We start from the raw sequence: 15,493 nt of genomic DNA, 5'->3' as shown, positions 1-15,493 counted from the left end.
TAATTATGACAATTATTCATAATTATGACAAAATATCATCGAATATTTTAGATAAAAGCAATTAATTTATTTTGGTATTTTTTTTGTTTAAAAAACCATGAAGTCTAAAAGATTTCATAATTGAAATAATGTTTAATTTAAAATTTTATAATTATGAGCAATTTAGTAAGTGTTCCTAAAAATGGAAGTTTAGAGAACAGTAATTCAAATCAAAACGTTCTAACTTTGTCAAATTGGTTAGATGACATCTTTAACAGAGAACTGCCATCAGTATTCTCTTCCAATTTTAATACTGGTATTACTTTACCCAAAGTAAACATAAAAGAAACTGCTGATTCTTTTATAGTAGAAATGGCGGTTCCAGGGTTAAAAAAATCAGATTTTCATATAGACCTAGATAATCAAGTATTATCTATCTCTACAGAAACAAAAAAAGAAAGTGAACACAAGGAAGATAATTATACCCGTAGAGAGTTTGGTTATTCTTCTTTTAAAAGAACCTTTAATTTACCAGAAACGGTTAATGATGAAAAGATTAATGCAAATTATGACAATGGTATTCTAAATATTCTTTTACCTAAAAAAGAAGAAGCCAAACAAAAGCCTGTAAGAAACATACAGATTTTATAATTGTATCACTTAATTTTAGAATCAAATATTAAGAGGGATGCTGATTTTTTTCAGCATCCTCTTAATAATCAATTTATTTCTTTAAAATTATATTATGATATCAGCAGAATTTATATCTGGAGATTGAATAAAAGTTTTAGACTGCCCTTAAATTAATTATAAATTAAACTTTAAAGTGATGAAAAAATATATTTTATTATTTATGCTTGGCTTGTTAAGTGTTGGTTGCAAAGGACAAGAAAATGAAACTAAAAAAGTTGAAAAAGGAGGAAACAAAACAAATGTAATTGAAGAACCAAAAGGCACATGGAAAGTTGATAAGGAATTTGATGAAAATGGAAATTTAACCAAATATGACAGTATTTATTCTTGGTCGTCCAATAAAAAGTTAGAGAATCTCTCATTGTCCGATAGAGATAGTTTGATAGAATCCTTTAAATCACGATTTTTTTCAAATTTTTCAGGATTTGAAAACCAGGGGTTTGATAATGTGTTTTCTAAAGATTCACTTTTTAGCAAACATTTTTTTAATGATCATTTTTTTGAAAGTGAATTTGGTAATGATTTTATGAATATTGATACATTAAGACAACAAATGATTGTTAGACAAAAGAAATTTTTAGAAAAATATCAATCAGAATTTATTAAACCTAAAGACGAGAACTAAATAGGTTTCGTCTTTTTTATTAGTATCCACAGCTATAAAAGAATAAAATCATTTCTAAAAAGCAAATACAATTTTAACTATAGTTCATAAATGAGATAGTATCTTTGCACTTTATTTTATTTATGTCTATAAACACTCTTTTAATAACACCACCTTTTACTCAGTTAAATACGGCGTATCCTGCAACTGCGTATATTAAAGGATTTTTAGATTCTAAAAAAGTACCCACAACGCAATTAGATTTAAGTATCGAGTTGTTTACGGCAGTGTTTACCAAAGAATTTATAGACGCTATTTTTAAACAAGCAGAAATGCTCGGCAATAAAGAGTTGCCTTTAGTTTGGAAACAAAGAGAGGATTACATAAATAAAGTAGATTCTGTAATGGATTATTTGCGTGTACAAGAAGTTACGGCGGCGTATCAAATTGTGCATAAAGATTATTTACCTCACGGGCACCGACGTATAAAATTAAACAAAGATTTAAGTACAGAGTTCGGGAAATTAGGAATCTTAGACAAAGCAAAACATATTGCAACGCTGTTTGTAGAAGAATTGGGCGATTTTATCAACACCAATGTAGACGAGTTTTTCTCGTTTACACGCTATGCCGAACAAATTGGTAGAGCCGCTTCTAGTTTTGATGAGATAGATGACTGTTTACAGTTCGAAACTACGCTGATAGAAGATGAAATGTTGTATTTGTTGGATGAGAAATTACAACAAAATAACTACGATTTAATCTGTTTTACCATTCCTTTTCCAGGGAATTTATTTTCCGCTTTGCGATGTGCTCAGTTTATAAAACAAAATTATCCTGAAATTAAAATAGGAATGGGTGGTGGTTATTGCAACACCGAATTAAGGCGTTTATCTGATCCTAGAATTTTTGATTTTGTAGATTTTATTACGTTGGATGATGGCGAAGGTCCGTTGTTAAGAATCACCGAATTTTTAGATGGAAAAATAGGTGAGGAGTCTTTAGAAAGAACTTATATCTGTAAAAATGATACAGTAATATTTGCTGATAAAAAACCAAATACTATTTTTCATCATAAGAATTTACCGGCGCCAAGTTATATCGGTTTGCCAACCGCAAAGTATTTATCTTTTTTAGATGTTATGAATCCGATGCACAGAATGTGGTCTGATGGTAAGTGGAATAAACTCACCATTTCTCATGGTTGTTATTGGAAAAAATGTACTTTTTGTGATGTAAACCTAGATTATATCAGCAATTATCAAAATACAACGGCAGATGATTTGGTGGATAAAATTGAGAAAATAATTTCGGAAACCGGAATTACAGGTTTTCATTTTGTAGACGAAGCTGCACCACCTAAAATGCTAAGAGCATTGGCGAATAAGTTGATAGAACGCAAAGTGTACATTACTTGGTGGACCAACATCAGGTTCGAAAAAACTTTTAATGCCGAATTATGCGCGTTGCTTTCTAAATCTGGCTGTATTGCCGTAACCGGTGGATTAGAAGTTGCTTCAGACAGGTTATTGGCAAAAATGAAAAAAGGAGTTGATATTGGGCAAGTAGCTAGAGTTACTAAAGCTTTTGCTGATGAAAATATTATGGTGCACGCCTATTTAATGTTTGGGTTCCCTACAGAAACGGCACAAGAAACCATTGATTCTTTAGAAGTTGTACGTCAGTTATTTTACAACAATTGCATTCAATCTGCATTTTGGCATCAGTTTGCATGTACAAGCCACAGTCCGGTTGGTAAAAACCCAGATGAATTTGAAATCAATATTATTGGGCCCGAATTTAAAGGTTTTGCAGAGAACGATTTGTATCACGAAGATCCAACAGGAGCAGAGCATCACTTATATAGTGAAGGTTTAAATATTGCTTTAAATAATTACTTAAATCACAAGGGATTTGAAATTCCGATACACGACTATTTCGATTTTAAAGTTCCGAAAATTACCCTAAAAAATAATTTGATTGCAGAATGTTTAAAGGAATAGAAGCTGTTATTTTATAAACATCATTGCGAGTTTTCTAATACATCTTTTTAATTTGTCATTGCGAAGTTTTACTTTTTTGTAAACTGTGGCAATCTCGTATGTAATAAATAGATTACTTCGTGCCTCGCAATGACAAGTTTATTTTTATTTTGCGTACGCTCCAGAGGAATACGTTAACTCATAACTATGTGTGTAAACTTCAAAGACAATACCGAAAGGATCTTCTACATAACACATTTTAAAAGGTTTGTCTTTTGGGTAATATTCTCTAATTGGCATTCTTTGTTTACCGCCGTAAGCCACAATTTTATCTACCAATTCTTCAGTATTTGGATCTTGAATACAAAAATGAAAAAGCCCTGTATTAAAAGGACTAAATTCTGGTGCTTCTTTTATGCCTTGTGGAAAAGAAAATAATTCTACCCCAATTCCGTCTGAAGTAGACAAATGCGCAATTTCAAATTCGGTCCAATCTTCACCAAAAACATCAATACACATCATGCCAATGGCAGTTTTTTTTTCTTTTTTAACCGTAGATGGCTCCATAATAATATACCAACCCATTACTTCCGAATAAAATTTTACTGCCTCTTTAATATTAGGAACCGTAAGACCAATATGTGAAAATGACTTAGGATACTCTTGTTTTGTATTCATAATAATTAATTTAAGTTGCAAAATTAATTTATATTTGCCTTATAAGCAATAACTTACCTAAAAGTAGTATAGTTACCAAAACGAGTAAAATAATGATTATCAATATAATAAATATATCATTTTGATAGAAAAAAATACATGTCCGTTAAATTATACCATGAATTTAATAGGTACAAAATGGAAGCCTTTAGTTTTATTTCATTTATTAGAAGGTGGTTTACGTTCTGGAGTACTGCAAAAACATATTGCAGGTATTTCTAACAAAATGTTTACACAGACTGTTAGAGAATTAGAAAAAGACGGACTTATTTCTAGAAAAGTATATCCTGTTGTTCCTCCAAAGGTGGAATATAAATTAACAAAAAGAGGCCAGTCTTTAGAAGTGATTTTAAGAAGTTTAGACGAATGGGGGTTGGAAGATACTTTGAATCAATAAAATCGATCTATTTTTAAATGCTGGTAATTTTTATTGGTTTTATTGCCGAATTAAATTCAGTAATAAAACCAATAAAATTAATTTATGCCAATTTGTTTTAAACAAACAATAGAATAATAGTTAGTACAATTCCACCAGCTGCAAAATACATTCCTTTTTTAAAAACAGGCATTTTGGGTGTGTACATCCAAAAAGCAGAAAAAACAAAGAACAATAAAGCGACTCCAAAAAAGATATTTAGAAAGTAAAGCGGACTATTGGTATTTGCTTTGTGTAATTTTTCCATTTTATCTAGCACAAATGGTAATTGCATTTTTTTAATATTGGCAAGACCTGTAGTTTGGTTGTAATTTCCGTTTCTTAGGTATAATACAGCTCCTTCTTGCTTTATTACTTTTGCTCCTTTTTTAAAGATAGGAGCTAGGTCTCTAGCAGTTAAGTTTGGCGCTAATTTTTTCTCAGTAATTACTTCTGTTTTTAAGAAATCTGTATCTCTAAAAATCATAATAATTCCGCTTAACGCATACACAAACATGATTCCTGCTAAAAAATAACCTAAATATCTGTGAATAATTCTAACTTGTAATGAAACTGTATTTTTTCTTTTTGACATGACGATATAAGATTTTAAAGTCTATTATGTAGACATAAAATTACAATAAAGGTTTAACTTAAAAGCTTCTTTTTATTAAAAATATAGTACTTTTTTATCAAACTTTTGGTATCGTTTTTTATGTTAAAGATATTCCGTTCTAACTTCCTTTTATTTAATTAGATTTCATGTGTACATCCATTTGTGGAAAAGGAATATTAATGTTATGTTCAATGAATTTACGTCTCATAACTCTACGGATATCACTTTTCATTCTGTCGGAACCAAAGATAGTACTGCTATAAAATAACACTTGAAAATTTAAAGAAGAATCTCCAAAACTCACCAATCTAGCTTCTATGGTTTTTTTAGCATCTACCTCTAAATGTTCTCTGGCACTTTCTTCTAGAATTTTAATTACAAATTCTACATCACTTTCATAAGACACCCCAATATCTATTCTAAAACGGTTTAAATGTGTTTGATGGCTCCAGTTAATCACTTTATTTGTGGTGATTAAAGAGTTAGGAATTATAATAGAAATATCATCTGTATTCAATCCTTTAGAGGTACGTAAACCAATCTCTTGTATTTTTACAATATCTCCATCTATTTCTAAAACATCAGAAATTCTAATCGATCTTTCCGAAAGTAAAATAATCCCAGAAATAATATCATTAAAAGTTTGTTGCAAACCAAGACCAACTCCTACCAATAATGCTGCAGAACCAGCAATTAATATAGTAACTTTAATGCCCAGCGTTTCTAAGATTAATCCGAAAGCGATCACCCAAATTACATATTTTATAATTTGAAATAAAGAATAGGTATTTCTTTCGTTAAATTCTTCTACGTTTTTATGTCTAAACATAGATTTCTTTAATAACCATAAAACCATTTTTGTGAAAAGTATTATTAAAAGCACCATACATAAAGTACTTACTTTTAAGCTATATTCTTCAAGACTAAGAAGTTCAAAGTCTAAAATTTTCTTTACTAATTCCATCTAGTTTTTATTATTAATTTTCCTGTTTGTTATCTTTTTCTTTATTTTTTATAAAACATATTTGTCAAAAATATCATTTATGGTAGTTGCCGGATTTTCGCACAAACCCGGATGCGTTTTAGAACTCTGTATTATAGTGCTTCTGCAAGCTGCCAACCATCTAAATCGATCTGATATTTCAAATGCTCCTATTTTACCACCAGCAGATTTTCCGTCGCAAATTAATTTCCATGCATTTAAATAGTTATTAAGAGTTTCTAGTTCTAATTCTGGCGCCATTGCTTTTAGCTTGTCTGCATTGATATGATATTTGATATCTAAAAACTTTTTACGTTTAGAGAATAAAATTACACCTACATTAAAGAATTCTTCACGTTCTACTTTTGGCACCAATCTAATAATAGCGTATTCAAAGGTAACTTTATCTTGCATTTTCGGCTTCTTTAACTAATTCGTCAATCATAGAAAGTTTTGCATTTAAAAATTGAGTATATGCAGCTCTTATTTCGTTTGGATTTAAAACATCTCCTTCATTCAATAACCAGTCTTCCGGAATGTTCGCAATAATTTCTTTGATTACATCTGCATTGATTCGTTCTTTTATTTCTGAGGAAGCTTCTTGTAAATGAGTCGCTTTAGGCAAAAGTACATGGTCTTTTATTAAAGGGAAAGTTCTTGTTAAGTGATTTTCCCAAGTTTCCCAATTATGATGAAAATAGAAACTAGCTCCATTATCAATAATCCAAAGTTCATTATTCCAGTTTAGTAGATTGGTGTTTTTAGCAGTTCTATCAATATTACTAATCAAACTATCTAAAATAACCACTTTAGAAGCTGTGATTGCATCTACCTTAGAAACCAAAGGGTCGTAGGTAATGGCGCTAGATAAAAAATGGAGTCCTAAATTTAAACCGACGCTAAATTTTAATAAATCCTGAATTTCCTCATCGGGTTCGGTTTTGCTAAAAGAGTCGTCTAGATTCATAAAAACCAACTCGGGTACATGTAAGCCAATTGCTCTTGCGAGTTCTCCTCCAATAAATTCTGAGATCAATGCTTTTTTACCTTGACCTGCACCTCTAAACTTAAGCACATATAAAAAACCATCATCTGCTTTTACGATTGCAGGTAAAGAACCACCTTCTCGTAAGGGCTGTAAATATTGAACAACATTTACAGTTCTAATATCAATTGTATTCATAAATACTAAATTATACTATTTAAGATGTTATTTAATGTTTTTCTGTTAATTTAATTTATCACTTAAATTTTCGACAAATTACAGGGATGTCCGTTCGAGCGCAGTCGAGAACTTTATTTGCATATTAAAATCTACAGATATTTTTTTGTTTCTAATTTCTAATTATTTCTGATATTCTTCAAAAGTTCCATCAGAATAAAAAACGACAATACGTTGTATTTTTTTTCCGACTGCTTCAGAAGAAGAAGTGTCATTAAGTAAAGTTGGAGTACCGGCAGAAGTTGATCTTGTTTCAGTTTTAGTTTCTACATTTTTAGGAAAACTACCTTTTCCATTTAACAACCAATACATGTCTACGTCATTAAATTCTGTTGTTACTTTTAGAATAAAATCTAAACTAGGTTTGTTTCTTCCAGAGAGTATATGAGAAATACTAGAACGTTGTACACCTATTTTATCTGCAAACATAGAGGCAGATAATTGATGAAATTCCATCACCTTTTTTAATCGAGTAGTAAATTCAGATATGTTTACCATTGTAAAAGTATTGCTTTATACAAATGTATACAATCTAAGAGTAGTAACAAAGTATAACATTGTAAATAATTACAAGACAGAATATATGGTTAAACTAAAACTTTAAGTGAGTTATGTAATTAACTTAAATTAAGTAAATTAAAAATAAAGCATAAAGAACTCTTATAAGGTTTAAGTGAGCTGTGACAACCATTCACTAGTTTACAGGTTACAATTTACAACAGTAACATTTGTAACCCAAACCACACTTTACAATTGTAACATTTTGTTGATTTACAATTGTAACTTGTAAATTAGTAACAATTGTAAATAAGAGTATAGGAGAAAATTATTCAAATAAAACACCTTTAAAAAAGAGTGATTTATTAAATTAAAAATCACTTTTTTAATATTAAGATGATTAATTATAAATGATCGTTAGGTTTCAAAAATTCTTTATTTTTGAAAAAAAATACATCATCGAATATGAATACTTTACCAATCAATTTTTTAGAAAATATTTACGCCCAGCAAAAAGAAAGTACTCTGCATGGAAAATGGATTACCTATAAAGACATTGAGAATCTATTTTCTAAATATGTTTCTAAGTTTGAAGTTTCTCAAATTGGTTCTTCCGAAGAAAACAGACCTATTCATCAATTAAAAATTGGAAATGGTGCCAAGAAAATATTATTATGGTCTCAAATGCACGGAAATGAAAGTACAGGTACAAGAGCATTATTCGACCTTTTTAATTGTATTTTAAATTCGTCAGAAAGTATTTTTACTAAAATATTAGAAGAATGTACCTTGGTTTTTATACCAATGTTAAATCCTGATGGCGCACAAGCTTATACAAGAGTGAATGCAAACGAAGTAGATTTAAATAGAGATGCTGTTAATAGAAAAGCAAAAGAAAGTAAGCTTTTACGCAGTGTTTTAGAGCAATTCAATCCTCAGTTTTGCTTCAATTTACATGACCAAAGAACTATTTTTAGTGTAGAAGGTACTAAAAACCCAGCAACGATTTCTTTTTTAGCACCATCCGAAGAAATTACGAGAGGTCTTACAGAAGGTAGAATAGCAACAATGGATGTTATAGTAAGTATGAATACGATGCTGCAAAACGTGATTCCTAATTTTGTTGGTAGATATACAGATGAGTTTTACCCAACAGCAACGGGAGATAACTTTCAGAAGCTAGGACATAATACTATTTTAATAGAATCAGGACATTATCCTGATGATTATGACAGGGAGGAAACAAGAAAATATACATTCTTTTCTATATTACAAGGATTGCATCACATTGCTAATTCTGCAACCTTTATAGCGTATGAAGATTATTTTAATATTCCGAATAACGATAAAATTTTCTATGATATCATTCATCGATATGCAGACTCTAAAAATGATATTGCTTATCAATATGTAGATAAAATTATAGACGGGAAATTTGTTTCAAAATTAAACAAAGTAGATGAAAATAGTTTAAAATTCAAGATTGGGCACTCCGAAATCGTTTTCGAAGATAAAATTGTTTAAGTATTTGTCAGTTTTGTGCTAGTTAAATTAAATTAAATTCATAAATTTGCATAGTAATTTGAATAATACGTAAAAAATGAAAAAATTTATATTAGACGAAATTGATCATCAAATATTAGATGTGTTAATTGAAAACGCAAGAACCCCTTTTACAGATATTGCTAAACAGTTATTAGTGTCTGCAGGTACAATTCACGTACGTGTTAAAAAAATGGAAGACGAAGGTATTATTCAAGGGTCTACACTTACCTTAAATTATGAAAAAATGGGCTATTCTTTTATAGCACATGTAGGTATATATCTAGAAAAAACATCTATGACTCAGAATGTTATTGAAGATTTAAGAAAGATACCCAATGTAACAGTAGCGTATGTTACTGCTGGCAAATACAATATTTTCTGTAAAGTTAGAGCTAAAGGTACTAATGATGCAAAGGATATTATTTATAGAATAGACGATGTTCCTGGAGTAAATAGAACAGAAACAATGATTGCTTTAGAAGAAAGCATCAATGATAAAAAGAGAATGATGCACGAAATTTTTCAACAATTGTAAGCTTCTTTTTTTTATACTATATAAAATCCTTATCAATAATATGATAAGGATTTTTTTATGGATTCTGTATTTTTATCAATAACATTATTGATGTCATAATATTTTAGAGGTTTATATAAAAAGTGAATTGGAGAAAAGTTCAAGAGATAATAATTTTGCTGGAATTTAAAACTTTTAGGGTACGTGGTCATAGAAGAATGGAGTGATGGCTATTTAGACTTTTAAGAGATGTATCTTGCGTTTTCACAAGGCTACAAGGACTTTATTTATTTCCGCAATAAACAATCCGAATCTGCCACTTTTATTTATTTGGTATTCTAACACAAATTATTAGTAGACCTTAAAATTTTAACATTTCTATATTTGTTGAATTATTAAAAAATACTATTTTTAGAACTTAAACGACTACTAATGAACAATAAACAAATCACCTTAAAAAATCGTCCAAAAGGAACTCCAGATAAAAACACTTGGCAATTCGAGGAAAACCCAGTTCCTGAGCTAGAAGAAGGAGAAATTTTAATACAGCAACATTACATTTCTTTAGATCCTGCAATGCGTGGTTGGATGAATGATACCAAATCTTATATTCCGCCTGTTGCTATAGATAGTGTTATGCGGGCAGGTTCTATTGGTAAGGTAATTAAAAACAAAAACAATCCTAATTTTCAAATAGGCGACTGTGTTTCTGGTTGGGGTGGCGTGCAGCAATATATTGTTTCAGATGGAAAAGGTTGCTTTAAAGTAGATGAAAAAGTGGCTCCAATGCCAACTTTTCTCGGTACTTTGGGTATGCCTGGAATGACTGCTTATTTCGGAATTTTAGAAGTAGCAAAGATAAAAGAAGGAGATATTGTATTGGTTTCAGGCGCTGCAGGTGCTGTTGGTAGTATTGTTGGTCAGATTGCAAAAATTAAGGGGTGCAGAGTCATTGGTATTGCAGGTGGAAAAGAAAAATGCGATTATATTATAGATGAGTTGGGTTTTGATGCTGCTATAGATTATAAAACAGAAAATATTTACACCGCATTAAAGCAGAAATGCCCTAGAGGAGTGGATGTTTATTTTGACAATGTTGGTGGTAAAATTTTAGACGCAGCTTTAAGTAAGTTACGCATGAACGCAACTGTGGTGCTTTGCGGAGCAATTTCACAGTACAACAACAAAGCAAAAGTTACTGGCCCAAGTAATTACCTATCTTTATTGGTTACGCGTTCTACAATGAAAGGAATGGTTGTTATGGATTATGCTAAAGATTTTGGTAAAGCAGCAAGTCAGATGGCAATTTGGATGCAAGAAGGTAAGCTAAAGTCGCGAGAAGATATTTACGAAGGCATTGAGAATTTTCAAGAAACGTATAATAGATTATTTACGGGAGAGAAAAACGGAAAATTATTGTTAAAGGTTATAGAGTAGTGGAGTTAGAGCACTTTTTTCAATGTCCACATTGTTGGGAAGAAATCTCAATGATTTTAGACAGCAGTGTGCATCAACAAACGTATATAGAAGATTGCGAAGTCTGTTGCAATCCCATAGAAATTACGCCAATTTTTGAGGATGGTGAACTTGTTAGTTTTAACGCGCAGTCAATAGATCAATAATATTTTATCTTTTTTGAAGCCATTTCCTGCTTTCCGCACTCGCTTTTTTTATTCAGAAAAAGAATAAAAAAGAGCTCAAACAATTGCTGCAATCAGGGCTAAGATTGTTTGCAAACTTTTTGTAATAATTAATAAAAGAACAGCCTACAAAAATGAAGCATAGGTTCCTATCTGTGTAAGAATGACAAAATCAAAGATTCTCTAAAAGAATATTAAAAAAAAAACATTGACTCTCTGTATTTTTACTTTGTGAATCTCTGCGAAACAATTTATCTACTCATGTGGGTTTTTCCAAGAAAAAGCTTTAAATAAGGCTATCCAATCTTCGGGAAAAGAAGCTTTTAAGATTAACTCTTCTTCTGTAAAAGGATGTTTAAATTCTAATTTTCCAGCATGTAAAAACATGTTTTTCCAACCAAAATTTTCTTCAAACATTACATCATGGTTTTTATCACCATATTTTGTGTCACCAATTAAAGGGTGACTTATTTTGTTAGAATGCACACGTAATTGATGCATTCTTCCAGTTTTTGGAGATAGTTCTACCAAACTATAACGAGAAGAATCGTATGGTTTTACAGGGATGTCTAGTGTAACTTGTTCTAACGTTTTTAAGTGTGTTAAGGCTTCTTTATGTACGTTTGCATCTCTACCTTTTACAGGAGAATCAATAACTTTTGTTTCCGGAGAAAAACCACGGACAACTCCATAGTAGGTTTTCTGAATTTCGTTAGCCGTAAACAAATCTTGAAACTTAGAAACATACTTCGTTTCCTTAGCTAGTAAAATAATGCCAGATGTTTTTCTGTCTAAGCGATGAATCGGGTAAAATTTTCCACCTATTTGTTCGTCTAGCAGTTGTAAAAGAGACTGCTCATCAGCAACATTTCTAGAATGATGCGCGTGATGTACGAGTACGTTATTGGGCTTTGCAACACAAATAATATACTCATCTTGGTAAATTACAGGGATTTCCATAAAAAAAAATTATAATAATTTTTGAAGTTGATACTCTAATTCAGAAACAGATATCTTTTCTTTAATAATACGACCGTTTCCATCTATTAAAACCATATAAGGAATTGATTTAATACCATACATAGAAGAAATTCGGCCATAATCATCAAAAATATGATGCCAGCTTAACATATTGTCTTGTTCAATACCAGATTTCCAAGTTTCCCTGTTTTTATCTTCAGAAACCGTAAGAATTGTAAAACCTTTGTTTTTGTACTTGTTATAGATTTCTCTAACTCTAGGCGTTACCATTCTACAAGGTCCGCACCAACTTGCCCAAAAATCTATTAACACTATTTTATTGCCTTTTATAATGGATTCTAAGGAAATTAACTCTCTGTTTAAGCCATCACCAGAAAACATAATAGCTGGTTTTCTGTATACTTTTTTAGCAGCTACTATTTTATTTTTTTCAGCCAATTCAGCATCAAAAATTTGTTGTTGCCTGGTAATTTCTTTATCTAAAAGAGTTTTTAAAATGGTTGATTTTGCAACTTCAGTATTACTTACAATGCTTTTAAGCTCTTCTAAATCAAAGTTTTGAGGTGTTAAAAAGAGCGTAGATGATAGAAGGTTATTTGCGTTGGCAATAATATAATCAGAATTTAAGATTTTAAGTTCAGAATTTATTTCTTCAATAGATTTTCGAAAATCTTTAGAGGTTATTTTTTTAACCATAAAAGAGTCTAATAAAGCTAATTTTTTGAAGCTTAGCTCTTTTTTTAAGGAATTAAATTTCTGTTGTTTCGTGTTTAATAAACCTCCTATAATGGTAATGTCGTTTTTGTCTACAAAAACGGAATACTTACTATTCTCTATAATTATTGGGTGTTTTTTAGTTTGATTTTGTACTTGTATTTTATAGTCTTTTGCAGAATCTACAAAACCGTTAAAGGTAAAAGAGTTCTTGTTAATTTTAGAAGAATCTATTTTTACATTTAGATCGTTAAGTAAATAAACGAGAGAAGAATTTGTGGTAGATAAAGTCCCATTTACGGAAAAACCACTTTTAATTACTTCTTTTTTAACATCGGTCTTACAAGAAGTAAGTGTAATGAAAACTAAACTTAAAAAAATAACTAGTTTACGCATAAAACATATTTATAAATTGATGTAACACCTAATAACCTCGCAAAATACTATTATTTGCTCAATTTATATATTGAAAAGAATTATTTTTAAGTGTTTCTTTTTAATTGTAGTTATTCATCCCGCGAAAGCGGAATCTATTCGTATTAGTTTTTTCTAAATTTTAGAAGTGTAATTAAAAGTAAAGAAATAGCACCGCAAACAAAAAAACCAATGAATAGAGGTAAAGCAGTAGTGGTAATGTAGCTGCCAATATAAGTGGCAATTGGCACTGCCATAATTGTAGAAACAAAACCATTTATTGCGGCTCCAACTCCAGCAATATGACCAATTGGTTCCATAGCTAATGCTCTGGTGTTACCAAATAGAAAACCAATTGAAAAAAATTGCAATCCAAAAAAGAGCAATAAAATATAAATACTAGGATTTGAATCTCCCCAGAAAAAGACAATATATAGTAGTGAAACTATTGTAAACATGGCTGTGAAAAAGAAAACTAATTTAAACATTCCTATTTTTACAACTAGTTTTCCGTTTAAAAAAGTAGCCAAACCAATACTTATAGCCAAACCAGCAAAAATAAAAGGAAATTCTTCTTCTAAATTATATTGTTCTACAAAAATATGTTGACTAGCGCTTAGATACACCATAAAAGAACCCGTTATAAAACCAGAAAATATGGTAAAAATTACCGCGTATTTATACTTTATAAATTCTTTAAGACCATCTACAAAAAGTGCTAACCTAAATTTCTTTCTTTTTTCTATTTTTAAAGTTTCTGGTTGTCGTTTCCAAACCCAAAGCATAATAAAAACTCCTACAACTAACTGACTATAAAAAATAGATTTCCAACCGTAAGCATCTAGTAGTAACTTACCTAAAGCAGGTGCTATAACAGGTATTAATAGAAAAATAACGGTGATAAAAGACATCACTCTTGCCATATAGTTACCGTTAAAACGGTCCCTAACCATGGCGATGCTTATAGTTCTAGGTGCAGACAAACCAACTCCTTGTAAAAGTCGACCTACAATCATAGTATCTAAATCTGTAGCAAAAAGACAAATAAAACTAGCGAATACAAAAACTGTAAAACCGATATAAATAACAGGTTTTCTACCAAAACTATCAGATAATGGCCCGGAAACAAGTTGCCCAAAACCAATACCTAAAAAAATCATGGTAATAAATAGCTGATTGTTTTTTGGATCTGCAATATGAATGGTCTTGCTAATATCTGCAACAGCCGGCAACAAAGCGTCTATTGCAAAAGCAACTAACGACATTAATGAAGCCATTACAATAATAAATTCCGATTCTGATTTTTGTCTGATTTTCACGTATAGAAAATGTCTTTATTTAATTTTTTTAAGCTTGTATTTATTAAAGCAATGTAAAAAAAGAAGTTGTCTAAGAAGTAATATTACTTGTCATGCTGAACTTGTTTCAGCATCTTTACTTACTGAAGTTTCATCTTCCAAAGAATCTGAAATAAATTCAGATTGACAAAAAAACACTTTTTAGACAACCTATATTGTAATTGAATAAATTTTCTATTTATTCTCTCCCAATTTCATTTATTGTAGAATTATTTCCAATTCCTTTTGGGTTTTCACCCCATTTATTTGCACCAGAAACACTATCTGTACACAATATTACCAATAACCAAATAGAGCCAATTAAAGGTATTAGTGCAATTAAAAAGAACCAACCACTTTTTCCTGTATCATGTAATCTTCTTACAAGAACAGCTAAACTTGGTACTAAAACGGCCAAAGTATAAATATAACTTAATCCCCCTAATAAAGGCGACTCTAAAGCGATACCAATTCCAGCAAACACAAAAGTTATTACAATAGAAATTATTGCATTAAATAGTGTAAACATCCAAAATTCTTCTCTTCTTGCTCTACCGTTAAAATCTGCGTAATGTTCTTTTACTACTTTTAAATACCAATTCATATAATTTATTTTTGTTTTTTATTAAAGCTGCAAATG

At 30.3% G+C, this 15,493-nt stretch carries 18 protein-coding genes; 8 read left to right on the top strand and 10 right to left on the bottom strand.

The window, feature by feature from the left end; translation table 11 throughout:
- Positions 1-153: 153 nt before the first annotated feature.
- From JOP69_RS03595 to JOP69_RS03585, 3 genes are all read left to right on the top strand, one after another.
- The gene (locus JOP69_RS03595; RefSeq protein WP_203392449.1) at positions 154-630 is read left to right on the top strand and encodes an Hsp20/alpha crystallin family protein; all 477 of its coding nucleotides are present in this window, start codon (positions 154-156) and stop codon (positions 628-630) included.
- A gap of 178 nt (positions 631-808) precedes the next feature.
- Positions 809-1,297, top strand: coding sequence for a hypothetical protein (locus JOP69_RS03590; protein ID WP_203392450.1), 489 nt, complete (start codon positions 809-811; stop codon positions 1,295-1,297).
- A gap of 122 nt (positions 1,298-1,419) precedes the next feature.
- The gene (locus JOP69_RS03585; RefSeq protein WP_203392451.1) at positions 1,420-3,279 is read left to right on the top strand and encodes a radical SAM protein; all 1,860 of its coding nucleotides are present in this window, start codon (positions 1,420-1,422) and stop codon (positions 3,277-3,279) included.
- A 144-nt stretch (positions 3,280-3,423) separates the two neighbouring features.
- Here the strand turns inward: JOP69_RS03585 and JOP69_RS03580 are convergent, their stop codons facing one another.
- The gene (locus tag JOP69_RS03580) at positions 3,424-3,936 is read right to left on the bottom strand and encodes a VOC family protein (protein ID WP_203392452.1); all 513 of its coding nucleotides are present in this window, start codon (positions 3,934-3,936) and stop codon (positions 3,424-3,426) included.
- A gap of 157 nt (positions 3,937-4,093) precedes the next feature.
- Here JOP69_RS03580 and JOP69_RS03575 point away from each other — a divergent pair, with 157 nt between their 5' ends.
- Positions 4,094-4,372 carry a helix-turn-helix domain-containing protein gene (locus JOP69_RS03575; protein ID WP_203392531.1) on the top strand — a complete coding sequence of 93 codons (279 nt, stop codon included), beginning with the start codon at positions 4,094-4,096 and terminating at the stop codon, positions 4,370-4,372.
- Between the two features lie 97 nt (positions 4,373-4,469).
- Here JOP69_RS03575 and JOP69_RS03570 read toward each other — a convergent pair whose 3' ends face one another.
- The 5 genes from JOP69_RS03570 to JOP69_RS03550 all read right to left on the bottom strand — a co-directional run bounded on the left by JOP69_RS03570 (position 4,470) and on the right by JOP69_RS03550 (position 7,708).
- A complete protein-coding gene (locus tag JOP69_RS03570; protein ID WP_203392453.1) occupies positions 4,470-4,985 on the bottom strand; it encodes a hypothetical protein in 516 nt (171 codons plus the stop codon).
- A gap of 154 nt (positions 4,986-5,139) precedes the next feature.
- Entirely contained in the window at positions 5,140-5,970 is an 831-nt protein-coding gene (locus JOP69_RS03565) for a mechanosensitive ion channel family protein (protein WP_203392454.1), read from the bottom strand.
- Between the two features lie 48 nt (positions 5,971-6,018).
- Positions 6,019-6,402, bottom strand: a complete 384-nt coding sequence (locus JOP69_RS03560) for a DUF3037 domain-containing protein (RefSeq protein WP_203392455.1) — start codon at positions 6,400-6,402, stop codon at positions 6,019-6,021.
- Positions 6,392-7,171, bottom strand: a complete 780-nt coding sequence (locus JOP69_RS03555; RefSeq protein ID WP_203392456.1) for a HipA family kinase — start codon at positions 7,169-7,171, stop codon at positions 6,392-6,394. Before JOP69_RS03555 ends, JOP69_RS03560 begins: the two co-directional genes overlap by 11 nt.
- Before the next feature lie 162 nt (positions 7,172-7,333).
- The gene (locus JOP69_RS03550) at positions 7,334-7,708 is read right to left on the bottom strand and encodes a helix-turn-helix domain-containing protein (RefSeq protein WP_203392457.1); all 375 of its coding nucleotides are present in this window, start codon (positions 7,706-7,708) and stop codon (positions 7,334-7,336) included.
- A gap of 441 nt (positions 7,709-8,149) precedes the next feature.
- Here JOP69_RS03550 and JOP69_RS03545 point away from each other — a divergent pair, with 441 nt between their 5' ends.
- The 4 genes from JOP69_RS03545 (at position 8,150) to JOP69_RS03530 (ending at position 11,389) form a co-directional block, all read left to right on the top strand.
- Positions 8,150-9,232 (top strand): M14 metallopeptidase family protein, encoded by a 1,083-nt coding sequence (locus tag JOP69_RS03545; RefSeq protein WP_252191178.1) that lies wholly within the window; start codon positions 8,150-8,152, stop codon positions 9,230-9,232.
- A 76-nt stretch (positions 9,233-9,308) separates the two neighbouring features.
- Positions 9,309-9,788 (top strand): Lrp/AsnC family transcriptional regulator, encoded by a 480-nt coding sequence (locus tag JOP69_RS03540; protein WP_203392458.1) that lies wholly within the window; start codon positions 9,309-9,311, stop codon positions 9,786-9,788.
- Positions 9,789-10,199: 411 nt separating this feature from the next.
- Positions 10,200-11,204: an NADP-dependent oxidoreductase gene (locus JOP69_RS03535; protein WP_203392459.1), complete on the top strand. Its 1,005-nt coding sequence runs from the start codon at positions 10,200-10,202 to the stop codon at positions 11,202-11,204.
- On the top strand, positions 11,204-11,389 hold the full coding sequence (locus JOP69_RS03530; protein ID WP_249988778.1) for a CPXCG motif-containing cysteine-rich protein: 186 nt from the start codon (positions 11,204-11,206) through the stop codon (positions 11,387-11,389). Before JOP69_RS03535 ends, JOP69_RS03530 begins: the two co-directional genes overlap by 1 nt.
- 273 nt (positions 11,390-11,662) lie before the next feature.
- On the opposite strand, the gene JOP69_RS03525 is transcribed toward JOP69_RS03530, so the two are convergent.
- The 4 genes from JOP69_RS03525 to JOP69_RS03510 all read right to left on the bottom strand — a co-directional run bounded on the left by JOP69_RS03525 (position 11,663) and on the right by JOP69_RS03510 (position 15,457).
- Complete coding sequence (locus JOP69_RS03525) at positions 11,663-12,367, bottom strand: pseudouridine synthase (RefSeq protein ID WP_203392461.1); 705 nt, start codon at positions 12,365-12,367, stop codon at positions 11,663-11,665.
- Positions 12,368-12,376: 9 nt separating this feature from the next.
- Complete coding sequence (locus JOP69_RS03520) at positions 12,377-13,498, bottom strand: TlpA disulfide reductase family protein (RefSeq protein ID WP_203392462.1); 1,122 nt, start codon at positions 13,496-13,498, stop codon at positions 12,377-12,379.
- Positions 13,499-13,641: 143 nt separating this feature from the next.
- The gene (locus tag JOP69_RS03515; protein WP_203392463.1) at positions 13,642-14,835 is read right to left on the bottom strand and encodes a multidrug effflux MFS transporter; all 1,194 of its coding nucleotides are present in this window, start codon (positions 14,833-14,835) and stop codon (positions 13,642-13,644) included.
- Between the two features lie 217 nt (positions 14,836-15,052).
- On the bottom strand, positions 15,053-15,457 hold the full coding sequence (locus tag JOP69_RS03510) for a DUF805 domain-containing protein (protein WP_203392464.1): 405 nt from the start codon (positions 15,455-15,457) through the stop codon (positions 15,053-15,055).
- Positions 15,458-15,493 lie beyond the last annotated feature (36 nt).

This window comes from Polaribacter sp. Q13, assembly GCF_016858305.2.
GTDB lineage: Bacteria > Bacteroidota > Bacteroidia > Flavobacteriales > Flavobacteriaceae > Polaribacter.
This window is presented reverse-complemented; position numbering and strand designations above follow the sequence as displayed.